Genomic DNA, 20,889 nt, shown 5'->3' on the forward strand with positions numbered 1-20,889 from the left:
ACCCGCCTCACGGGCCGCCGAATGATCGGCTGCTCCCGCAGGGACCAGGTCAGTCGTTGATCTCCATGAGAACGGCCCCGTTGGCGACCGTCGCGCCCACCTCGGCGGCGATATTGGCCACGGTTCCCGACTTGGGGGCGTTGATCGGCTGCTCCATCTTCATGGCCTCGAGGACCAGTACAAGCTCGCCCTCCTCGACCTCCTGGCCCTCGTCGACGGCGATCTTGACGATGGTTCCCTGCATCGGTGCCGTGACGGAGTTGCCGCCCGCACCCCCAGCCGCCTTGGACTTCTTGCGCGTCGGAGCCTTCTTGGACGGCCCGGCCGTACCGATTCCGCCGAGTCCGGCGGGCAGTGAGACTTCCAGCCGCTTGCCGCCGACCTCGACCACGACGGTGTCGCGGGACTCGGGTTCGACCGGTTCGCCGGAGCCACCGCCGTACGGGGGAATGGTGTTGTCGAAGTCGGTCTCGATCCAGCGGGTGTAGATGGTGAACTGCTCGTCCGGATCGGCCGGGGCGAACGCAGGATCGCGCACGACCACTCGATGGAAGGTGAGTGCGGTCGCGATGCCCTCTGCCTCGAACTCGTCAAGGGCTCGGCGGGACCGCTCCAGCGCTTCCTGGCGGTCCGCTCCCGTGACGATGAGTTTGCCGAGCAAGGAGTCGAAGTTGCCGCCGATCACGTCGCCTTGGACGAATCCGCCGTCCCAGCGCACACCGGGTCCACTGGGCGGGGCCCACACGTCGAGCTGGCCGGGGGCAGGCAGGAAGTTGCGGCCCGGGTCCTCGCCATTGATGCGGAACTCGAACGAATGCCCGCGCAGGGGGGGATCGTCGAATCCGAGTTCCTCTCCGTCGGCGATGCGGAACTGTTGGCGGACCAGGTCGATGCCGGCGACTTCTTCGCTGACCGGGTGTTCCACCTGCAGCCGGGTGTTGACCTCGAGGAACGAGATGGAGCCATCCTCGCCCACCAGGAACTCGCAGGTACCGGCGCCGTAGTAGCCGGCTTCCGTGATGATCGCCTTCGACGCGCGATACAGCTCAGCGACCTGGGCGTCGGTCAGGAACGGGGCGGGAGCCTCCTCGACCAGTTTCTGGTGGCGGCGCTGCAGCGAGCAGTCGCGGGTGGACACGACAACCACGTTGCCGTGCTGGTCAGCCAGAACCTGGGTCTCGACATGGCGGGGCCGATCGAGGTAGCGCTCCACGAAACACTCGCCGCGGCCGAACGCCGCGACTGCTTCGCGGACCGCAGAGTCGTACAACTCCGGGATCTCGTCGAGATCGCGGGCAACCTTGAGCCCACGTCCACCGCCGCCGAAAGCTGCCTTGATGGCGATCGGCAGGCCGTGTTCTTGGGCGAACGCCACGACTTCGGTGGCGTCCTTGACGGGGTCGGTGGTGCCCTCGACCTGTGGGGCTCCGGCGCGTTGGGCGATGTGGCGGGCGGACACCTTGTCCCCCAGTGATCGGATCGCCTCCGGGGGTGGGCCGATCCAGGTGAGTCCGGCGTCGATGACTGCCTGGGCGAAATCCGCGTTCTCGGACAAGAACCCGTATCCCGGGTGAACAGCGTCGGCACCGGCCTCTTGGGCGGTGGCGATGATCTTGTCGATCAGGAGGTAGGACTCCGCAGCCGTCGAACCGCCGAGGGCGTAGGCCTCGTCGGCCGCCTTGACGTGGAGGGCATCGCGGTCGGGGTCGGCATAGATGGCGACGGAAGCGATGCCGGCGTCTTTGCACGCCCGGGCCACACGGACAGCGATCTCGCCACGGTTGGCGATGAGTACCTTGCGCATGGCCCCCAGCCTACCGAGCGGATCGCACAGACGATGGGGCCGCCCGGTGATCCGGACGGCCCCATCGCTGAAGTGGCGTCAGTTGGACTTCACCTCGATCCGGACAGTGGCGGTGAACCGCAGGTCGGGGGAGCGGGCCACCTTGACCTCGCGGTACGCGGTCCAGGTGCCGGCGTGGTGTGAGGTGGGCAGGTGCACCGCGTTCTCGCCGTAGGAGAACTGGTAGCAGTTGGCACCGCTGTCTTCTTCGTTGGACCCAGCGGGCCATGTGGTTGGTGCCTGGCTGGGAATAGTGCGAGGCGCACCACTGCTGGTTCTTCTTGGTCACCGCGTCGTTTTCGCGGCCCTCGACCTGCAGCGCAATCTGGTTGGCGGTGGTCGTGAACTGGTGCCGCGGCTGGGCAGCGGCGCTGATGGTCCTGGTCTCACCCGAACCGATCGACGTCTCGCCGTAGCCGTTGCTCCACGATCCGCTCTTGGTCGGTGCCGTGGTGCCGCGGGCCTGGAACAGTAGTTCACCCTTGCCCCGCAGACCTCGGTCCGCGTCGTCGTGCACCACGATCTTCTCGACCGAGACAGTCACCTGGCGCTGTGCCGTCGGAGCCGGGAGCAGCTCCTGATCCCATTCCTGGGTTCCGTTGCCCGCCACCGCGGTCAAGACGTTGTATGCGGTGCCCGGGGTCAACGAGTTGAACCGGTGCATGTACCGGAAGCGGGGCACGTCGCCGTCACTGATCTTCTCGCCGTGCAGCATGATCGCGTTGGCACCGGTCAGGTGGTTACCGGCCGGTGTCGCGGACTTGCCGAGGGACACCCACGCGGCGGGCTGGCTGGACACGAACGACACGTCGACCCAGCTGTGGCCTTTGCTGATCGAGTGCTGACCGTGCAGGAGTGTGCTGACCGAGCCGATCATCTGCACCGGCTTGAACCCGGCGCCCGTGGGGATCGTGAACAGGTAGTGGTAGACCCGGCCCGGCTCGAGGCCTTCCACGGTCTTGGTGAAGGTCCGCATGGCGTTGGGGTCCTTCAGCCCGCCGCCACCGTTCTGTGGGGCGGACACGACCACAGGCTGGGCGGCGCCCATCGTGTAGCGGCCAGAGGAGTCTTTGGTGGCGGGCGAGTCGCTCACCTGCATGATGACGGTGTCCACATTGGCCCGGAACACCTGCGTGAACGACGTCTGGGTCCACGACTGGGAACTGGTCCCGAACTTCTTGCCCGAGTCCTTCAGGGGCGCCGGGGCGATGGTGTCCACGGTCTTGGGCGGTGTCGGCTCAGCAGGTGCGGGTGTGATCTTGTCGATCGGCTTGGGTGGGGCCGGAGCGATCTTGTCCAGCGATGGCGTTGGGGCGGGCGGCGTCTGCGCCAATGCCGGTGCGGCCCCCAAGGGCAGCACGACAGCGGTGAGAATGCCGGCGGACAGTGTTGTCAGGGTGCGGTTCATCTCTTCCTCCTGGTCTCGGCGGTCGGGGTGACCGCGTATGACGGTGAGAGGAGTCGACTGATCGGCTTTCAACACTTTTTCCCAGGTCTTCCCAGGTCTTCCCAGGTCTCCCCAGGTCTTCCAGGGCTCCCAGGTCTTCCCAGGGCTCCCAGGTCTCTGCGAGGTCTTTCCGGAATCGCTTCCGAGGTCTCTTCCGGAATCTCTTCCGGAAACTTCTTCCGGAAACCTCTTCCGGAAACCCGTGTATCCGATGTTGGGCAGGCGGGTTCGGTCTCCTACAGTGGCGCGATGCGCACCCCGCCGTATCGGATCGAGACCGAGCGGGTCGTGATCCGCTGCTACGACCCGGCTGACGCCCCCTTGCTCAAGGAGTGCGTCGACTCGAGCCTGCCGGAGTTGCAGGCGCGGATGCCCTGGGCGCTGGACGATCCCCAGAGCGTCGCCGAGAAGGTGGAGCTTCTGCGAGGTATGAGGTCGCGCTTCGACGCCGACACCGACTACGCCCTGGGGGTCTTCACCCTCGATGGCTCACGGCAACTCGGCGGCACTGGGCTGCATCGCAGGGGGACACCCGACAGTCTCGAGATCGGTTACTTCGTGCGGACCGACAGCATCGGGCGGGGTCTCGCGACCCACGTCGTGGGGACCCTGACCGATGTGGGGTTGCGGCACTGCCGCGCCCGCCGGATCCAGATCGACGTCGAGGCGGACAACTCGGCCAGTCTGGCGATCCCGAGGAAGCTCGGATACCTGGAAGAAGGGGTGCTGCGCGGTCGCGCAGCGTGGCCCGATCAGGAACCACGCGACATCGTCACGTTCTCGTTGCTGGCCACGGAGTACCCGATCGTGGCCGGCGAACGGTCCCCGGCGGGACGACCGGCCGGGCTCGCCTACCGGGCTTACGACGCGGCTGGTCGTCAGCTCTGAGCCCATAGATCGGGCCAGAAGACACCCAAGTCGGCGAGCAGACGCCGGATCAACGGCAGCGAGAGGCCGATCACGTTGCTCGGATCCCCGGAGATCCCCTGGATCAGCGGTGCGGCGATGCCGTCGAGAGTGAACCCCCCCGCGACGTCGAGAGGCTCACCGGTGGCCACGTACGCCGCCAGTTCCGCATCGTCGAACTCGGCGAACCAGATCTCTGTGGCGGCCACCTCGTGGGCACGGGAATCCCGTCCGTCCGGCTGTCGCACGACCACCGTGTGTCCGGTGAGCAGGTGTCCGGTGCGTCCCGAGAGTGCCGCCAGCCGGCGGGTGGCGGTCTGCGCGTCGCCGGGCTTGCCCAGCAGCTCCCCGTCGAACCGGAACATCGAGTCCGCGGCGAGCACGATGGTGGGCCGGGCAACGGCACCCAGTTGTGCGACCACGTCGTCGGCTTTGAGATCGGCGAGTGTTTGGACCAGGCCCGCGGCGTCCGCCGGGTCCCATGCGGCCGTGATCGGGCCCTCGTCGACCGAACTGACGATCGACCGGGCGGTGAGGCCCGCGTTGGCGAGCAGGCCGGCTCGGGCCGCGGAGGCACTGGCGAGAACGACGTCCCACTCGGATGCCGTCATCGGCGCATGGACAGCCGCCACGAGTCCGGTCCGGGCCGCGGTGACCGGCGGGCGGCCCGAGCCGATCCGGACCAGGCGCTGACTCGGGGTTCCGGGGCAGGAGTCGAACCCAGAGCGGAGAACAGGACCACCAGAGCCGCCACATGCTCGGGATCCGGGTCGCCGGACACGATGCGCAGTGCGGGCGCCGCAGGTGGGGCGGTGTCGTCGCTCATAGCGGGATGTTTCCGTGCTTGCGGGGCAGGTTCTCCTTGCGCTTGTTGCGCAGGGCACGCAACGCCCGCACCACCTGCGTGCGGGTCTCGTGCGGGAAGATGACGCGGTCGATGTAGCCGCGCTCGGCCGCCTGATAGGGGTTACACAGCGTGCGCTGGTAGTCGTCGATCAACTCGGCGCGGGTGGCGTCCGGGTCGGCGGCCTGGGCGAGTTCTTTGCGATGCAGGATGTTGACGGCCCCCTGGGCCCCCATGACCGCGATCTCGGCGGTGGGCCACGCCAGGTTGATGTCGCCGCCCAGGTGTTTCGACCCCATGACGTCGTAGGCGCCGCCGTAGGCCTTGCGCGTGATCACCGTGACCAGAGGGACGGTGGCCTCGCAGTAGGCGTAGATCAACTTGGCGCCGCGCCGGATGATGCCGTCCCACTCCTGGTCGGTGCCGGGCAGGAAGCCCGGGACGTCCACGAACGTCAGCACCGGGACGTTGAACGCGTCGCAGGTGCGCACGAACCGCGCCGCCTTCTCCGAGGCGTCGATGTCCAAGGTGCCGGCGAACTGCATCGGCTGGTTGGCGACGATGCCGACGGCGTGACCCTCGACGCGGCCGAACCCGGTGATGAGGTTGGGTGCGAACAGCGGCTGGGTCTCCAGGAAGTCGCCGTCGTCGAGGACGTGCTCGATCACCGTGTGCATGTCGTAGGGCTGGTTGACGGAGTCGGGGAGCAGGGTGTCCAACTCCTTGTCCTCGTCGGAGATCGCCAGATCGGCCTCGACGGCGAACTGGGGCGGGTCCTCGAGGTTGTTGCTCGGCAGGTGAGCCAGCAGGGACCGAACGTAGTCGAGGGCATCCTCTTCGTCGGCGGCCATGAAGTGCGCCACGCCGGACTTGGAGTTGTGGGTGCGGGCGCCGCCGAGTTCCTCGAACTCGACGTCCTCGCCGGTGACGGTCTTGATCACGTCGGGCCCGGTGATGAACATGTGCGACGTCTGGTCGACCATCACCGTGAAGTCCGTGATCGCCGGTGAGTACACGGCACCCCCGGCGCAAGGTCCCATGATCAGGGAGATCTGCGGAATCACGCCGCTGGCGCGCACGTTGCGCATGAAGATCTCGCCGTACATCCCCAGGGACACGACGCCTTCCTGGATGCGCGCGCCACCGGAGTCGTTGATGCCGATGACCGGGCACCCCGTCTTCAGCGCCAGATCCATGACCTTGACGATCTTCTCGCCGAACACCTCACCCAGCGACCCGCCGAACACGGTGAAGTCCTGCGCGAACACGCAGACCGGGCGCCCGTCGATCGTGCCGTACCCGGTGACCACACCGTCGCCGTAGGGGCGGTTCTTCTCGAGGCCGAAGTTGTGGGAACGGTGCCGGGCCAGCCCGTCGATCTGCTGGAAGGAGTCCTCGTCCAGCAGCGCCTCGACCCGCTCCATCGCGGTCATCTTGCCTTTGGCGTGCTGCTTGTCGACGGCTGCTTGGCGCCGCCCCTGAGCTTCGTGGCGGCGATTCGCCAGATCGGTGGCCTTGCCGGCCGTGGTGGTCAGGTCGATCTGATCGGCCGGTGAGTCCGGGGCTACGGCGCTCATGACACCTCCAGGTGGGTTCCCTACATTATGGCCGTGCCCGCAACTTCATCTCCGCCCGGTGACCTGTCGGCGGCTCGCGTGTCCGCACTGCTCGCCGGTTCGGCACTGCCGTGGCGCGACATCGACGTGGTCGAGTCGACCGGTTCCACGAACTCCGACCTGTTGGCCCGACTGGAGCAGGGCATGGCGCACGAGGGCTCCGTCATCGCAGCGGGGGAGCAGGTGGCGGGTCGCGGGCGCCGGGGGAGGGTGTGGGCGTCGCCGCCTGGCACGACCTTGTCGTTCTCGGTGGCGTTGGCGCCGCCGGCGTCACGAGCGGGATTCGTTCCCGTCCTGGCCGCTGTCGCAGTCGCAGTCGCCATCGCGGATGTCACCGGTCTGGCGCCGACGCTCAAGTGGCCCAATGACGTGATGCTCGCCTGGGGCAGCGATGTGGGCGGCCCCGGTGAGAGTGGGCAGCCGCGGTGAGGGGGGCAGCCGCGGTGAGGGGGGCAGGGACGCAGGTGTCGGGGGCAAGGTCGCCGGGATCCTGGCCGAGGGGGGGACGGGTGGCGTCGTCGTCGGGTGCGGGATCAATGTGTCGGTTCCCCACTCGGCTCTGCCCGTCGACACTGCGACATCGTTGTCCGAACACGCCGCGCCGGTTGATCGCGCGGAGTTGCTCGTGGCCGCGCTCACCCACCTGCACGGTTCCTACGAACGCTGGCGGGAAGCGGGATTCAGCGCCGCCGCCTGTGGTCTGCTCGACCGCTACCGGTCCATGTGCGCCACCATCGGGAGCCCCGTGAGCGTGCTGCTGCCCGACGGGTCGCAGTTGACGGGAACGGCCACCGCGATCGACGACGATGGCCGTCTCGAGGTGGCCGGACCGCACGGGACACGCCTGCTGTCCGCCGGGGACGTCACCCACCTCCGCCCCGGACGAGTACCCATCTCCGCGCCGGACCAGTAGGCGCCTTTCCCGAGGGTTCACGAGGCGTGCGAGGCAGGGCTGCCGACAGGTCCAGAGCCCTGCCGCCGACGGCTTCCGGGCAGTACGGTATGCGCATGGGTTACCCGCAGAAACTGCTGTCCGACGGCGAACAGGTCGAGTTCGAGATGAGGCCGCACTGGCGGGCACTCGTGGTCCCGGGCCTGATCCTCCTCGCCTTGGTCTTCGGGCTGTTCTTCGTGATGCGTGCCGTGAACGACTGGTTGGGGGGCTCGGCGATCGGGACCTGGATCATCGTGATCATCTGCCTGTTCATCCTGATCGTGTTCGTCATCCGGCCCTTCCTGTACTGGGTCACCACGCAGTACGTCTTCACCAACCGCCGCATCATCGTGCGGTCTGGCCTCATCGCGCGGCACGGCCGCGACATGCCACTGAGCAAGGTGAACAACGTGTCGTTCGACGTCAGTGTCGGGGGGCGGCTGCTGAACTACGGCATGCTCACGATCGACTCCGCCAGCGACGAGGCGCTGATCATCAACGATGTCCCCAACGTCGAGGAGATCCAGCGCGAGGTGAATCGGCTGCACGAAGATGACGACGAGTATCGGCGTCGGTCGACAATGTCCGATATCGCCAATGAGTTCGGCACCCGACGCCCACCGACTGCTGACGGTGGCCAGCCGTCCTGATGGACGAGGACGAACTCGAAGCAGTTGTCCTGGGCGGCACGGAGCGCTACACACCCGACGAGATGGCCGCTGCTTCCCGGTTGACTCTGCCCGAGGTGCGGCGGCTGTGGCGGGCCATGGGATTCCCCGACGTGGGCGAGGCGCGCGCTTTCACCGATGCCGACCTCAACGCGCTCCTTCGCGTGGCGGCTTTGATGGAGCGGGGCCTGATCGACATGGATGGCATCGTCGAGGTGGCGCGCTCCATGGGGCAGACCTCGGCCCGACTGGCCGAGTGGCAGGTCGAGGCCCTGGGTCGGCGCGTCACGGATGAGGGTCTCGCCTGGCAGGGAGACACCCTGGACGCGCTGTCCGGTGAGATGTCGGAGCTGCTCCCGGAGTTCGAGTTGCTGCTCGGCTATGTGTGGCGTCGCCAACTCGCCGCCACGTTGGGGCGTTACCTGGAGCAGCCCGACGCGAAGGAGGGCGACAGCGAGTCGGTGGCCACTGTCGGATTCGCCGACATGGTGTCGTTCACGCGACTGTCGCGGCAACTGGACGAAGTCGAGCTGGCGGGGCTGGTTCAGGCGTTCGAGGCGGCCAGCGCGGATCTCGTCCACGGCATCGGGGCGCGCCTCGTGAAGACACTGGGCGATGAAGTCATGTTCGTGGCCGCCGCGCCTGGTCAGGCGATCCAGATCGCCTTGTCCCTGCACACCCTCCCGAGCGACGTGCGCGGAATGCCACAACTGCGGATCGGCCTGGCAACCGGTTCGGTTCTGAATCGGATGGGCGACGTCTTCGGCACGACCGTCAACCGCGCCTCGCGGATGACCGCGCTGGCCCGACCGGGGACCACCATCGTCGACGGCACGACCTCGGAGGCGCTGCACGCGCTCTCGGGGTTCGATGTGGACTACACCATCAAGGCCCTCACACCCCGGCCCGTGCGAGGACTGGGGATCGTGCGGCCCTATGCCGTGACCGCCGCGGAGTGAGTCGCGAGGTTCGGCAGTTCCGTTCCGGACAAGGGCCCGATGAGGGCTTGGGAATCAGACGGCTGATCGAGACGCAGATCAGATCAAGGCGTTAGGGGTGCGTTCCCCTTCGGCCTGCTCAGCCGGGAACACCCACTTGCGGTAGGACCAGAAGCGGAACACGGTGCCGAGGCCCAGGCCGATCACGTTCGCGGAGATGTTGTCAGCCAGCGGGGAATCCAGGCCCAATGCGTAGTGGGAGAACCACAGCACGGACAAGGTGATGAGCATTGCCACACCGTTGAGCCCGAAGAACAACAGGTACTCGCGCCAACGCGAACTGCGCCCACCGCGGTGGGAGAAGGTCCAGTTGCGATTAAGGCCGTAGGAGACGGCGGTGGCGGCGATGACGGAGATCGCCTTGGCGGTCAGGGGCTTGTCGTCCAGGAGGCCGTGGCCGGCGAACATGAGCAGGTTGAAAAGCCCGACATCGACGATGAGGGCGACGAAACCGACGACTCCGAACTTGCTGAACTCGCGGATCAGTCCTGAGAAAGGACGAAGCGGTGCGGGCAGAGAATGCTCAGCACGTTCACGGACAGTCGCCACAGTTACCACTCCATCACACTACCCGGGGGGAAGAAAGGCGAAACCCGCCGCGCCACCCGGCCGTGACCGTGTTGCCGCCGTTCCTGCCCCTGACCCCACCCTCCAATAGGCTTCACCCTATGACGCAGTCCCCTCCCGCTCTGGAACCGCCGCGCGGCTTTCCGGTGGTCGGCATGGTCGGCGGTGGTCAGTTGGCCCGGATGACCCAGCCGGCGGCGATCGCCCTGGGAATCGGGTTCACGGTGTTGTCGGCGCGCGCCGACGACAGCGCCGCCCGGGCCGTTCGTGATGTCGTTGTCGGTGATCCGGACGACCCCGAGGCGCTGGCAGCTTTCGGGCGGGGCTGTGATGTTGTCACGTTCGACCATGAACAGGTGCCTGCTCCGGGGCTGGCGGCGCTCGAATCGTCGGGCACCCAGGTCCGACCCGGAAGTCATTCTTTGACCCACGCGCAGGACAAGATCGTGATGCGTCAGGCGTTGACCGCTGCCGGAGCACCCTGCCCCGCGTGGCTCGAGTGGGGTCCGGGCACCACGATGGCTCACGTCACCGCTGAGATCGGGTGGCCCGCGGTCGTGAAGACCTCGCGGGGGGGATACGACGGGCGCGGGGTGTGGGTGGCCGCCGACGAGACCGAACTGGCCGAGGTCCTGGCCCATCCCTTGCAGCCCGGCGCCCGGTGGCTGATCGAGCAGTACGTCCCGTTCACCGCCGAGTTGTCGGCCCAGGTGGCGCGCTCACCCCACGGGCAGGCGGTGGCCTACCCGGTGGTGCGCACTGTCCAGACCGATGGGATCTGCAAGGAAGTCGTCGCCCCCGCCCCCGACATCGACGATGACACCGCGGTCGCCGCTCAGGAACTCGCGTTGCGCATCGCCGGTGAGTTGGATGTGGTCGGGATGCTCGCGGTCGAGATGTTCTTCGTGGACGGCAACGTGCTCGTGAACGAGTTGGCGATGCGGCCCCACAACTCCGGTCACTGGACCATCGAGGGGGCCGTCACCAGCCAATTCGAGAACCACCTGCGCGCCGTGCTCGACCTGCCCTTGGGCAGCCCCGAGCCTGTTGCGCCGTTCACGGTCATGGTCAACGTGCTGGGCGGTGACCACCCCGACATGTACCGGGCCTATCTGCATTGCATGGCCCGGGACCCCGCCCTGCACATCCACATGTACGGCAAAGAGGTCCGGCCAGGACGCAAGATCGGCCATGTGACGGTCAGTGGGGACGATCCCGAAGACCTGCTGGCGCGGGCCCGCCACGCCGCCGACTACCTGACAGGAGTCATCCGATGAGTGAGCCACTGGTCGGCGTCGTCATGGGCAGTGACAGCGACTGGCCCGTCATGTCGGCGGCTGCCCAGATTCTCACCGACTTCGGGGTCGCCCACGAGGTCGACGTCGTGTCCGCGCACCGGATGCCGGCCGCGATGCTGGCCTACGGCCAAGTGGCCGCCGCCCGTGGACTCAAGGTGATCATCGCCGGTGCCGGCGGCGCCGCCCACCTGCCGGGCATGCTGGCGGCGGTCACGTCCTTGCCGGTCATCGGCGTCCCGGTACCGCTGCGCAACCTCGACGGATTGGACTCGCTGTTGTCCATCGTGCAGATGCCCACCGGTGTACCCGTGGCGACGGTTGCCATCGGCAACTCCGCGAACGCCGGACTTCTCGCCGTCCGGATTCTGGCCACGGCCGACGAGGGTCTGCGCCGGAGGTTGGACGATCACCGCTCCGACTTGGAAGCGACAGCCGCCGCCAAGGGCGCTGCGCTACGAGACCTGCAGCCGTAGTCGGCACTGGCCTCAGCCGGTCGTCGCAGGCCGGCCGCGTACCCTGAAGGCACCGATTCATGACGCCGCGCGTCACGCCGCCGGACCTCATGGTCCGGCCCGTGATCCGGCCCCATGGCCCGGCCCGTGATCCGAGATCCCGAGATCGAGATGGAGTGCCCTGTGCCGTACGAGCCCAACCCGAACTACGACTTGTTCCAGCTCAGCGAAGAACACGAGGCGCTGCGTGAAGCGGTGCGTGGACTGGCCGAGGACAAGATCGCCCCCCGAGCGGCTCAGATCGACGAGTCAGGTGAGTTCCCGCAGGACGTCTATGAAGCGCTGGTGGCGGCGGGCTTCCACGCGATCCATATCCCTGAGGCCTATGGGGGTGAGGGTGGCGACCAGCTGGCGTCCTGCATCGTGGCTGAGGAGGTCGCTCGCGTCTGCGGGTCCAGTTCCCTGATCCCAGCGGTCAACAAACTCGGCACGACTCCGTTGTTGGTGGGCGGGTCCGAGGAACTGAAGCAGCGCTACCTCAGCGAGGTCGCCAGCGGCGCGGCCATGTTCTCGTATGCGCTGAGCGAGCGTGAGGCCGGCAGCGACGCAGCGGCCATGAAGACCCGCGCCGTACGAGATGGCGACCACTACGTTCTCAACGGTCAGAAGTCCTGGATCACCAACGCGGGTATCTCGAAGTACTACACGGTGATGGCCAGTACCGATCCGGAGCAGGGTGCGCGGGGTATCTCGGCGTTCGTCGTGCACGACGACGATCCCGGGTTCTCGCTGGGTACACCAGAACGCAAACTCGGGATCCACGGCTCACCCACACGCGAGATCTTCTTCGAGAACGTGCGCATCCCAGCGGACCGTCTCATCGGAACCGAGGGGGCCGGATTCACCTACGCCATGCAGACCCTGGACATCACCCGCATCACCATCGGGGCCCAGGCGCTCGGTATGGCTCAAGGCGCGCTGGACGCTGCCGTCGGCTACGCGCGGGAGCGCAAGCAGTTCGGCAAGGCGATCGCGGAGTTCCAGGGGCTGCAGTTCATGATCGCCGACATGGCGATGAAGATCGCCGCAGCCCGGTCGCTGGTCTACCAAGCAGCCGCGAAGTGCGAGCGGATGGAACCGGACCTGTCGTTCTTCGGGGCCGCGGCCAAGTGCTTCGCATCGGACACGGCCATGGAGGTCACGACCAACGCGGTCCAGGTGTTCGGAGGCGCGGGCTACGTGCGCGATCATCCGGTCGAACGCATGATGCGCGACGCGAAGATCACCCAGATCTACGAGGGCACGAACCAGATCCAGCGCCTGGTGATGGCACGGTCGCTCCTGCGCTGACCGGCCGGGGCTGCCGCGACCCGATGATGACCCGCCGGCCAGAGTGAGCCGACCAGGTCGCGCAGGACTGGCGGGATGACGGGCTGGCAGGATGGGGCCCCATGAGCAGCCTCTCGGCGAAACCGACGTCGTATTCGCGCATCACGCTGGCTCGGATCATGGATGACGGCGATGCCAATCTGCACGGGAACGTGCACGGCGGCGTCATCATGAAAGCCGTCGACGATGCAGCCGGGGCCTGTGCGGCGCGACACTGCCGCGCGCCGGCGGTCACCGCGGCCATGGACGAGATGGTCTTCGTGGAGCCGGTCCGAGTCGGGGACATCCTGACCACTCGCTCCCAGGTCAACTGGGTCGGCCGCACCTCCATGGAGGTCGGGGTGCAGGTCACTGCTCAGCGGTGGAATGACGCTGCCGATTCCGATCACCATGTCGCCTCCGCCTACCTGGTGTTCGTCAGCGTCGGCGAGGACGAGCGCCCCCGGGAAGTCCCGGAGTTGGTGCTGGAAAGTGATGACGATCAGCGCCGGTGGCGTGAGGCCGAGATCCGCCGAGAGCATCGATTGGCGCGCCGCGCCCACATCAAGCAGTCTCGCGCCCAGTCCGCTCTCACCGATCCACCGGCTGCGCGCGTCACCATCGAGGCACCCTGGCTTCGTTACAGCCACTCAACAGTGGCCCACACTGCCCTCGCGCCTTGCCATGCCACCCCGCTGGTGACGCTCGGGGCCCCTCCACGTCGAAGCCGTGGGGGAGCCGAGGACCGGTGGATTGAAGCAAGCGGCAAGGCCGAGGCCGCAGGCCGTGGTGCCTCACTGGCAGATGTCGTCCTTGGCGGAGCGTGCGGTCGCCTCGACGCCGTTGGTGGCGGACCGCACCGGTGCCGCACCGGTGTAGTCGGCGCCGACCGTGATCTGGAAGGTCTCCCCGATCCCGGGGCTCTGCTCGAACTCCGCGTCGGGAAGGACTGCCTGAACGGTGGCCAGGGACTTCGGGTAGGCGGGGTCGTACTCGACCACGGTGGTGGCAGGCGTCGAAGACGCGGACTCCGCCGTGGTGAGCGCGAATCCCGCACTCTCGAGGTCGGTCACAGCTTGTTCGCCGTGGGGCCCGGTGGGGGTCACGGCCACGGAGATCTCGCCCGGGGCGACCTCAACCGGGGTGACCTTGGGCGCCGGTGGGAGCGGCTGGTCCTCGTCGAGTGCCGTGAACATCGCCTCCGCCGCTGCGGCATCCCACAAGACCGTGCTCTCGCCTTCGTGCGTGTGATTGCCGTCGCTGACCGGAACGGTGGTGAACACGACGTTGCCCAAGTCCAACTCCGTCGAACGGCCGGCGAGTGCGGCCAGGGCGTCGCGCGTGAGCCTCTCATCCGTGGTGACACTGCCGACCGCGGCATCGATGAATCCGTTCATCGCCACGGGGTTGAGCAGTGTCCCTGAGCCGAAGACCTTCTGCAGCATCGCGGCCAGGAACTTTTGCTGCCGCCCAGACCGGCCGAAGTCGTTGTCGATGTAGCGGGCCCGCACGTACGCCAGTGCCTGCGGCCCGCTGATGGTCTGGCGCCCGGCTGGGAGGTTCAGCCCTGAGAGTTCATCGACCAAGGGCGTCTCCAGGCACACGTCCACACCGCCCACGGCATCGACCATCTTGAGGAATCCGGCGAAGTTGACCTCGACGTAGTGGTCGATGGTGAGCCCGGTGGCCCGCTGCACCGTGTCGACGGTGATCGCCGGGCCGCCGGTCGCGAAGGCGGAGTTGATCTTGCCGTCGTGTTCGGGGATCTCTTGGCCGTCGGGGCCGGTGTGGCCGGGAATGGTTACCAGTGAATCGCGCGGGATGCTGACCGCGGTGACCGTGCCCAGGTCGCCGCCCAGGTGCACCAGGATGATGGTGTCGGTATGACGACCGTAGTCGCCGTGCCCCGTGCGTAGCCGGCTGCGCTCCCGGGCGGACAATCCCGTGCGGTCGTCCGAACCCACCACGAGGATGTTGGTCGGGCCGCCGGTCCACACCGAGGATCCACCCAGCCCGTTGAACACATTCACCTGGGACAGCCCGGACAGGTACCGTTCGCTGGCAGCCCAGCCCGTGACGCTCAGCATGAGGACCAGAGCCGAGCACACTGCGACAGTGGTGCGCACGATGCGAGAGCGGGGCACGGGCAACCCTTCTTCCGGACCGGGTCCCTCCGTTTTCGGGTACCGGTTTTAGTGACCCTTGAGAGTAAGCGACGCCTCTTCGAGTTCCCCGCAGCCGGCGATGGGCGTGTTCGTCGCCGTCGTCTGACTGCGCCCGATGGTAGATTCCCGCTCGGACGAGGGGAGAGCGAATGGCTCTCGTGAGCATCGTCACGGCGACCTACGCCGGGGACGATCCGCAATTCCTCGCGCAGGCCATCGACAGCGTCATCGACCAGACTCATCGTCCCTTGCAGTACCTGATCGCCGGCGATGGGCCGCTCCCGGACGTCACACGGGCGCTCATCGATGCCCGCGTGTCGGACCATGACTGGATCGAACTCTGCCCGCTGCCCGGCCCACGCGGGCCGGCAGCCACGCGCAACGAGGTCCTGGCCCGATGCCGTGGCGACTACGTGGCGATTCTTGATGCCGACGACGCCATGGTGCCCACTCGGGTGTCCGAGCAGGTCAGATACCTGACCGAACACGGCCTCGATGTCGTCGCATCCTGGCTGGAGGTCATGGACCCGACCGGTACCGAGGTCGGAATCCGCAAATTCCCCGAGACTGCTGCCGAGGTCACGGCCAAGGCGCCGTTCTTCTGTCCGACCGCCAACACGGCCGTGCTCTTCCGCCGCGCGGTGCTGCCTGACTTCCGCTACCCGAAACTCGCTGTGGGTGAGGACTACCGCCTGTGGGTGGATCTGTTGCGGCGCGGGCGGCGCATCGGCAACGTCCCACGCCCGCTCACCCGCTACCGCACCGGATCGGGGTACTTCTCACGACGGCGCGGGTGGTCCTACGCCACCAGCGACCTGGCGACCAAGTTGCGTGCGCTGCCGCTGGCGGTGTGGTGGCAACGGCCGGTTGTGGTCGGCGTTGCCGGGGCCACGTTCGCCGTCCGGCTGCTGCCGGCGTCGTGGTTCCGTAGTGCCTACGCGGTCTTCGAGAAGGTCACCCGCCGATGAGGTGGTTGCCCTGGCGCGCGTCGCCGGCGCACCCTGACGATCGACGGACACCGTGATGACCCAAGGGACACCCGGATGAAGGTCGTCATGATCGCCCCGGTGCACATGTACGACGACGTGCGCGTGTTCCGCAAGGAAGCCGTCACCTTGGCAGCGGCGGGCCACGAGGTCATCCTCTACGCGCGCACCCCCGATGGTGAGCCGGTCCGCCGGGACGCAGTGACGGTTCGCCCCGTCCGCTACCGCAACCGCCTGGAGCGGTTCCTGTCCCTGCCGGTCATCGGACATCGGGCGTGGCGGGAGGGGGCGGATGTCTATCACGTGCACAATCCCGACACGATCCCCATCGCCTTGGCGCTGCGTGCCCGCGGTTGCCGGGTCATCTACGACACCCACGAGGACTTCCGCACCGAGATCCTGTTGCGCGGGTGGCTGCCGGCGCCAGTGCGGCGCCCCGCTGCCGCGACCGTCGCCGCACTGGAGTCCCTGGTGGCCCGAGTCGCGGACGCCGTGATCGTCACCCAGGAACAGTTGTTGGCGCGGCTACCCGGCGCGATCGTGATCGGCAACCCGCCGATCGTCGACGAAGCGGCGGGGCGCGCCGCCGCCCGCGCCCGGACCGAGCGGGTGGGAGCCAACGATCTGGTGCTCGCCTACGTGGGCAGCATCAGCGCCGACCGAGGCCTGTTCCGCATGCTCGACCTTGTGGGACAACTGCAAGAGCGGGTGCGCACGACACTGCTGCTCATCGGTCCCGGAGTCAACGACGACGCTCTCGAACGGGCGCAGTCCCTGCCTGGGTGGCGCCATGTCGACTATCGCGGGAGCCTGCCGCAAGAGCAGGCGTTGGCGGCGCTCGATGGTGCGGATGCCGGTCTGATCCTGTTCGAGGACACCGCCAGCCATGAATACATCGACCCGAACAAGATCTACGAGTACCTCTCCCGGTCCTTGCCTTTCATCGCCAGCGACTTCACCTCGTGGCGTGATCGGTTCCGGGGTGTGACGGTCGGACTCTTCGTCCCGGGCGGCGCCGTTGGACGCGAGACGGCTGCCCAGGTCGCTCATTTCGTTGCCGACCGCCCTCGGCTGCAGGAGGTGGGGCGTGCCGGGCTGCGGTTCGTGACCGGTCACTACTCGTGGCAGTCGCAGGGGGCGCCCCGGCTCCTGGCGCTGTACGAGCGGATCACCCGCTGATCAACCGGCGCAGATCACCTTGTCCGCGCGAGTCGGCGCAGCGGTGTCGTTGCCACTGGTGTCCTTCGGCTTGGCCACGACGATTCCGTCCTTGACGCCGGTCCAGTCCTCTCCGACGACGAGCGTGACTCCCGAGGCAGAGGAGTCCGTCAGGCTGGTGGCATCGGTCGCGTAGGCCAAGGTCCGCGCGGAGTCACTCAGCCCGGACCCATGGGAGACATGAGTGGTGGGCTCGGCGGAGTCCCGACTGCGTTGCCCCACGACGAACCCACCCGCATTGAGTTGGCGCGTGATGTCCTTGGTCGCGACGACACCGCCCGAGGCGTTGACGACGTTGACGGTGATGGCTTCGGGAGCGACAGTGAGTTTCTCGCCCTGGGCGTCCTTGGTGACTTCCGGCGGGTAGGGGGTGTCGTTCTTGATCGCGTCCAGGATCGGTTTGGCGGCTGCAGTATCCAGGTCGACGTTGGCGAGGTCGCTGCGGTAGGTGAACGGCAAGGTCACGAACGTGACGTCTTCGGGCTTGACTGCCCGCACGCTGTCCGCCATGGACTTCATGGCCGAGACGCTGTCGAGTCCCGAGGACACCGTCAACGACGACGTTGCCGTGTCGATCATGCGATACACCCGCGCCGGGTTGAGCAGGAGTTGGCTGTCGGTCACCTTGCGGATCGCGGCCGACAGGAACGACTGTTGGCGTTGGATCCGGCCGATGTCGGAGCCGTCGCCCAGCGACTTGCGAGCACGGACGAAGCCCAATGCCTGCTCACCGTTGACGACGGTCTTGCCCGCGGGCAGATCGAGTTTGGCCTCCCAGTCCTGCACGGGACGCTCGAGGCACACCTCGACACCACCCATGGCGTCGACCATGTTCTTGAAGCCGTTGAAGTCGACGACAACCACGTGGTTCACGTCGATCCCGGTGATCTGCTCCACGAGCTTGTGCGTGCAGGCGGCCCCGCCGGCCTCGAAGGCGTTGTTGAACTTCGCGTACTGCCCGGCCCACTCCCCGGTGCAGTCGGGCTGCTTGACCCACAGATCGCGGGGGATGCTCACCGCCAGCGCCCGGGACCGGTCCGCGGAGATGTGCAACAGGATGGTCGTGTCGCTGCGCTTGGTCGAGCGCCCGGCATCCAGTCCATAGCCGCGGTTGCCCTTGCCGGTGCGGTCGTCGGTGCCCATGAGGAGGATGTCGACGGGAGCGTCATCGACGGGGGCGGCCTCGGCGCCGGGGACCGGGATGACCGTGATCTGCCCCATCTTCTGGTAGAGCACATAGGCTCCGGCGCCGGCGGCGATCGCCAGGACGGCGAGCACGATGCCGATGATCAGCAGGACCCGGGGCCAGCGACGGCGCCGCTGGGGGCGGTCCGGAACGCTGGGCGGGCCTGGTGGGGGGAGGGTCGGCGCTGCCGGGTCACCCGACATGGCACCTCCCCGAGACTCCGCGTGACTGTCGCTGAAGTCTCGCGGCGGATGCGCGCAACTTCGCGGCGGGCGCGCCCAACTTCGCGCGACGCACGCTCAACTGTAAGTGACGGACCGGGTCACCCCCTATCTGCACAACGCTCGGACGGTTGCGACAGGGTCACGGTTCCGCGGTCAGTCGCGCTGTGGCGCGTTCGGCGTGTGCGATCGGCTCCGGGTCGGCGCCGTCGACCAGCACCACGGTGGCGTCGGCCACCATCGGTATGGCCCATGACGCCAGGGCGGTCCGCGGGTCGAGCGGACCCGTCACCAGCAGCCGCTCGGTCACGTGAAGTTCCTCGGCCTCGTGTCTGGCTCGGGCGGCCAGAACCTTGGCGGGCAGCAGTTCTTTCGAGGTGTGCCACGCACCAGCGGCCGCGGGACCGACCAGGACATCGGGCTGTCCCATGGCCTCTCTCGTGTGGTCCCAGGCGCCCGCGGGCACGGGCCCCGGGCGCAGCCCGAAGGCGTCGACCGCCACCACGACGGCGATCTCGGGATCGTCCGCCAGGACGTCGGCGGCCACCGCCCCCGCACTCAGGGTCACCGGACCCTCGTCCCACACGACGGTCAGGCCGGCCACGTCACACGCGGCCAACCAGACGGTGAGCTGCCAGTGCAGCGGCAGCCGTAGTCGCACAGCGGCCCCTGGCTCGAGTTCCCATTCGTCGCGCAGCAGTCCGGCTGTCTTGGCCACGGCGGTCGACAAGGTGACGGCCGACAACTCGGCGCGTTGGCCGTGCGGCCCGTACCACGTCACGACCGGATCCGCTGGTCGACGGCGAGTGCGGTCGGCCAAGAGGTCGGACAGTTCGCTCACTGGTCGCTCACTGGTTTGCTCACTGGGGGGCTCCGGCTGGGGAGCGGGGAATGGCTCTTGGGGGAAGGTTACGTGCAACGGCGCAGGGTGCTGTGCCACGGTGGCCCTATGCAGGCCATTCTCCTAGTCGGCGGTCAGGGCACCCGGTTGCGTCCGTTGACGATCAATACCCCCAAGCCGATGTTGCCGGTGGCAGGGGTGCCCTTCACCGCCCATCAGATCGCCCGCGCGCGCGACGCGGGGGTCACCCGGATCGTGCTCGGCACGTCGTATCGAGCCGAGGTCTTCGCTGAGTACTTCGGCGACGGCAGCCGGTTCGGGGTCGAACTCGTGTGTCTGACCGAGGACGAGCCGCTCGGGACCGGAGGTGGCATCCGGCACGCCGCCGCGGGACTGACCTGCGGCCCCGACGAGCCGGTGCTGATCTTCAACGGCGACGTGCTGTCCGGTGTCGATCTGCGCCACTTGGTCTCCGAGCACGACCGGACGCAAGCCGAGGTGACGCTCTACCTCACACGCGTGGAGGATCCTCGTGCGTTCGGGCTCGTGCCGACCGATGCCGACGGGCGCGTGACGGAGTTCCGGGAGAAGCCGACAACACCGGCTGAGATCGTCACCGATCAGATCAATGCCGGATGCTACGTGTTCCGCCGCGAGGTCATCGACCGCATCCCCCCCGACACCGTCGTCAGTGTCGAACGCGACACGTTCCCCGCGCTATTGAGCGCCGGGGAACGGCTCACCGGCGTGGTCGACGACGGCTATTGGCTCGATCTGGGAACGCCGCTGTCGCTGGTCACCGGGTCGGCGGATCTGGTGCTGGGCCGGGTGCCATCCAGCGCAGTGCCCGACCACGACGGGCCTCAGATCGTTCTGCCCGGCGCGGATGTGGCGTCCGACGCGGTCGTGACCGACGGCAGTGTGGTCGGGACGGGCAGCGTCGTCGGCCCGCGCGCACATGTCGCCGGGAGCGTGCTCATGTCCGATGTGCAGGTGGCCGCCGATGCGGTCATCGAGAACAGCGTGATCGCCACCGGCGCACGTATCGGGGCGGGTTCGGTGTTGTCCGGTGCCGTGGTGGCCGAAGGAGCGCAGATCGGCGCCGGGGTGGAACTCGTGCGCGGTGCCCGCGTCTGGCCCGACGCGGTGATCGGGGACGGGGCGATCCGCTTCAGTTCGGATCGCTGACGGGTGCGGTAGGCGCGACTGCGGAGCGTATTCTGGAATTACGGAACGTAGTTGCGAGGGGAGTCCTCATGTACCCGTCAATCACCACCTCGTCACCTTCCCCACCTTCCGCGCCTTCCGCGCCTTCCGCGCCTTCCGCGCCT

Annotated in this window: 21 protein-coding genes; 11 read left to right on the top strand and 10 right to left on the bottom strand. The window is 67.7% G+C overall.

From position 1 onward, the window contains the following. Window positions 1-49 precede the first annotated feature (49 nt). Both V9E98_06750 and V9E98_06755 read right to left on the bottom strand, forming a co-directional pair. Window positions 50-1,804, bottom strand: coding sequence for a biotin carboxylase N-terminal domain-containing protein (locus V9E98_06750; protein ID MEI2716678.1), 1,755 nt, complete (start codon window positions 1,802-1,804; stop codon window positions 50-52). A gap of 10 nt (window positions 1,805-1,814) precedes the next feature. Next, window positions 1,815-3,251 (bottom strand): hypothetical protein, encoded by a 1,437-nt coding sequence (locus V9E98_06755; GenBank protein MEI2716679.1) that lies wholly within the window; start codon window positions 3,249-3,251, stop codon window positions 1,815-1,817. A 288-nt stretch (window positions 3,252-3,539) separates the two neighbouring features. On the opposite strand from V9E98_06755, the gene V9E98_06760 reads away from it, so the two are divergent. After that, window positions 3,540-4,178: a GNAT family protein gene (locus V9E98_06760; protein MEI2716680.1), complete on the top strand. Its 639-nt coding sequence runs from the start codon at window positions 3,540-3,542 to the stop codon at window positions 4,176-4,178. On the opposite strand, the gene V9E98_06765 is transcribed toward V9E98_06760, so the two are convergent. Genes V9E98_06765 through V9E98_06775 form a run of 3 tightly spaced genes read right to left on the bottom strand, consistent with a single transcriptional unit; the run spans window position 4,169 to window position 6,617 of the window. Further along, entirely contained in the window at window positions 4,169-4,807 is a 639-nt protein-coding gene (locus V9E98_06765) for a Maf family protein (protein MEI2716681.1), read from the bottom strand. The genes V9E98_06760 and V9E98_06765 overlap by 10 nt on opposite strands. Continuing rightward, window positions 4,804-5,022 carry an acyl-CoA carboxylase subunit epsilon gene (locus V9E98_06770; GenBank protein ID MEI2716682.1) on the bottom strand — a complete coding sequence of 73 codons (219 nt, stop codon included), beginning with the start codon at window positions 5,020-5,022 and terminating at the stop codon, window positions 4,804-4,806. Before V9E98_06770 ends, V9E98_06765 begins: the two co-directional genes overlap by 4 nt. Then, window positions 5,019-6,617: an acyl-CoA carboxylase subunit beta gene (locus tag V9E98_06775; GenBank protein MEI2716683.1), complete on the bottom strand. Its 1,599-nt coding sequence runs from the start codon at window positions 6,615-6,617 to the stop codon at window positions 5,019-5,021. Before V9E98_06775 ends, V9E98_06770 begins: the two co-directional genes overlap by 4 nt. 33 nt (window positions 6,618-6,650) lie before the next feature. On the opposite strand from V9E98_06775, the gene V9E98_06780 reads away from it, so the two are divergent. From V9E98_06780 to V9E98_06795, 4 genes are all read left to right on the top strand, one after another. After that, window positions 6,651-7,085 carry a hypothetical protein gene (locus V9E98_06780; GenBank protein MEI2716684.1) on the top strand — a complete coding sequence of 145 codons (435 nt, stop codon included), beginning with the start codon at window positions 6,651-6,653 and terminating at the stop codon, window positions 7,083-7,085. Further along, window positions 7,063-7,569, top strand: coding sequence for a hypothetical protein (locus tag V9E98_06785; protein MEI2716685.1), 507 nt, complete (start codon window positions 7,063-7,065; stop codon window positions 7,567-7,569). Before V9E98_06780 ends, V9E98_06785 begins: the two co-directional genes overlap by 23 nt. Before the next feature lie 95 nt (window positions 7,570-7,664). Continuing rightward, entirely contained in the window at window positions 7,665-8,240 is a 576-nt protein-coding gene (locus tag V9E98_06790; GenBank protein ID MEI2716686.1) for a PH domain-containing protein, read from the top strand. Then, window positions 8,240-9,217, top strand: a complete 978-nt coding sequence (locus V9E98_06795; protein ID MEI2716687.1) for an adenylate/guanylate cyclase domain-containing protein — start codon at window positions 8,240-8,242, stop codon at window positions 9,215-9,217. The genes V9E98_06790 and V9E98_06795 overlap by 1 nt, the downstream gene beginning before the upstream one ends. A 78-nt stretch (window positions 9,218-9,295) precedes the next feature. On the opposite strand, the gene V9E98_06800 is transcribed toward V9E98_06795, so the two are convergent. Continuing rightward, complete coding sequence (locus V9E98_06800; GenBank protein MEI2716688.1) at window positions 9,296-9,805, bottom strand: GtrA family protein; 510 nt, start codon at window positions 9,803-9,805, stop codon at window positions 9,296-9,298. Window positions 9,806-9,924: 119 nt separating this feature from the next. Between V9E98_06800 and V9E98_06805 the strand changes: the two genes are divergently transcribed. From V9E98_06805 to V9E98_06815, 3 genes are all read left to right on the top strand, one after another. After that, the gene (locus V9E98_06805) at window positions 9,925-11,100 is read left to right on the top strand and encodes a 5-(carboxyamino)imidazole ribonucleotide synthase (GenBank protein MEI2716689.1); all 1,176 of its coding nucleotides are present in this window, start codon (window positions 9,925-9,927) and stop codon (window positions 11,098-11,100) included. Then, window positions 11,097-11,594: a 5-(carboxyamino)imidazole ribonucleotide mutase gene (gene purE / locus V9E98_06810; protein ID MEI2716690.1), complete on the top strand. Its 498-nt coding sequence runs from the start codon at window positions 11,097-11,099 to the stop codon at window positions 11,592-11,594. The genes V9E98_06805 and purE overlap by 4 nt, the downstream gene beginning before the upstream one ends. A 114-nt stretch (window positions 11,595-11,708) precedes the next feature. Beyond that, window positions 11,709-12,923, top strand: coding sequence for an acyl-CoA dehydrogenase family protein (locus tag V9E98_06815; protein ID MEI2716691.1), 1,215 nt, complete (start codon window positions 11,709-11,711; stop codon window positions 12,921-12,923). Here the strand turns inward: V9E98_06815 and V9E98_06820 are convergent. Continuing rightward, the gene (locus tag V9E98_06820; GenBank protein MEI2716692.1) at window positions 12,866-13,591 is read right to left on the bottom strand and encodes a hypothetical protein; all 726 of its coding nucleotides are present in this window, start codon (window positions 13,589-13,591) and stop codon (window positions 12,866-12,868) included. The genes V9E98_06815 and V9E98_06820 overlap by 58 nt on opposite strands. A 144-nt stretch (window positions 13,592-13,735) precedes the next feature. Next, window positions 13,736-15,085, bottom strand: coding sequence for an LCP family protein (locus V9E98_06825; GenBank protein MEI2716693.1), 1,350 nt, complete (start codon window positions 15,083-15,085; stop codon window positions 13,736-13,738). Between the two features lie 170 nt (window positions 15,086-15,255). On the opposite strand from V9E98_06825, the gene V9E98_06830 reads away from it, so the two are divergent. Both V9E98_06830 and V9E98_06835 read left to right on the top strand, forming a co-directional pair. Then, a complete protein-coding gene (locus tag V9E98_06830; GenBank protein MEI2716694.1) occupies window positions 15,256-16,074 on the top strand; it encodes a glycosyltransferase in 819 nt (272 codons plus the stop codon). A gap of 75 nt (window positions 16,075-16,149) precedes the next feature. Further along, the gene (locus tag V9E98_06835) at window positions 16,150-17,271 is read left to right on the top strand and encodes a glycosyltransferase (protein MEI2716695.1); all 1,122 of its coding nucleotides are present in this window, start codon (window positions 16,150-16,152) and stop codon (window positions 17,269-17,271) included. On the opposite strand, the gene V9E98_06840 is transcribed toward V9E98_06835, so the two are convergent. Both V9E98_06840 and V9E98_06845 read right to left on the bottom strand, forming a co-directional pair. After that, window positions 17,272-18,699, bottom strand: a complete 1,428-nt coding sequence (locus V9E98_06840) for an LCP family protein (GenBank protein MEI2716696.1) — start codon at window positions 18,697-18,699, stop codon at window positions 17,272-17,274. Window positions 18,700-18,859: 160 nt separating this feature from the next. Then, window positions 18,860-19,558 carry a TIGR03089 family protein gene (locus V9E98_06845; GenBank protein ID MEI2716697.1) on the bottom strand — a complete coding sequence of 233 codons (699 nt, stop codon included), beginning with the start codon at window positions 19,556-19,558 and terminating at the stop codon, window positions 18,860-18,862. A 108-nt stretch (window positions 19,559-19,666) separates the two neighbouring features. On the opposite strand from V9E98_06845, the gene V9E98_06850 reads away from it, so the two are divergent. Next, window positions 19,667-20,746: an NDP-sugar synthase gene (locus V9E98_06850; GenBank protein MEI2716698.1), complete on the top strand. Its 1,080-nt coding sequence runs from the start codon at window positions 19,667-19,669 to the stop codon at window positions 20,744-20,746. Window positions 20,747-20,889: the final 143 nt, after the last annotated feature.

It is taken from the genome of Candidatus Nanopelagicales bacterium (assembly GCA_037045355.1).
GTDB lineage: Bacteria > Actinomycetota > Actinomycetes > S36-B12.

What these genes read in the sequence shown, in the direction of transcription:
- V9E98_06760 (MEI2716680.1), top strand. Translation starts at nt 3,540, where the DNA reads ATGCGCACCCCGCCGTATCGGATCGAGACCGAGCGGGTCGTGATCCGC.
- V9E98_06775 (MEI2716683.1), bottom strand. Translation starts at nt 6,617, where the DNA reads ATGAGCGCCGTAGCCCCGGACTCACCGGCCGATCAGATCGACCTGACC.
- V9E98_06765 (MEI2716681.1), bottom strand. Translation starts at nt 4,807, where the DNA reads ATGACGGCATCCGAGTGGGACGTCGTTCTCGCCAGTGCCTCCGCGGCC.
- V9E98_06750 (MEI2716678.1), bottom strand. Translation starts at nt 1,804, where the DNA reads ATGCGCAAGGTACTCATCGCCAACCGTGGCGAGATCGCTGTCCGTGTG.
- V9E98_06850 (MEI2716698.1), top strand. Translation starts at nt 19,667, where the DNA reads ATGCAGGCCATTCTCCTAGTCGGCGGTCAGGGCACCCGGTTGCGTCCG.
- V9E98_06815 (MEI2716691.1), top strand. Translation starts at nt 11,709, where the DNA reads ATGGCCCGGCCCGTGATCCGAGATCCCGAGATCGAGATGGAGTGCCCT.
- V9E98_06830 (MEI2716694.1), top strand. Translation starts at nt 15,256, where the DNA reads ATGGCTCTCGTGAGCATCGTCACGGCGACCTACGCCGGGGACGATCCG.
- V9E98_06840 (MEI2716696.1), bottom strand. Translation starts at nt 18,699, where the DNA reads ATGTCGGGTGACCCGGCAGCGCCGACCCTCCCCCCACCAGGCCCGCCC.
- V9E98_06835 (MEI2716695.1), top strand. Translation starts at nt 16,150, where the DNA reads ATGAAGGTCGTCATGATCGCCCCGGTGCACATGTACGACGACGTGCGC.
- V9E98_06790 (MEI2716686.1), top strand. Translation starts at nt 7,665, where the DNA reads ATGGGTTACCCGCAGAAACTGCTGTCCGACGGCGAACAGGTCGAGTTC.
- V9E98_06795 (MEI2716687.1), top strand. Translation starts at nt 8,240, where the DNA reads ATGGACGAGGACGAACTCGAAGCAGTTGTCCTGGGCGGCACGGAGCGC.
- purE (MEI2716690.1), top strand. Translation starts at nt 11,097, where the DNA reads ATGAGTGAGCCACTGGTCGGCGTCGTCATGGGCAGTGACAGCGACTGG.
- V9E98_06755 (MEI2716679.1), bottom strand. Translation starts at nt 3,251, where the DNA reads ATGAACCGCACCCTGACAACACTGTCCGCCGGCATTCTCACCGCTGTC.
- V9E98_06770 (MEI2716682.1), bottom strand. Translation starts at nt 5,022, where the DNA reads ATGAGCGACGACACCGCCCCACCTGCGGCGCCCGCACTGCGCATCGTG.
- V9E98_06805 (MEI2716689.1), top strand. Translation starts at nt 9,925, where the DNA reads ATGACGCAGTCCCCTCCCGCTCTGGAACCGCCGCGCGGCTTTCCGGTG.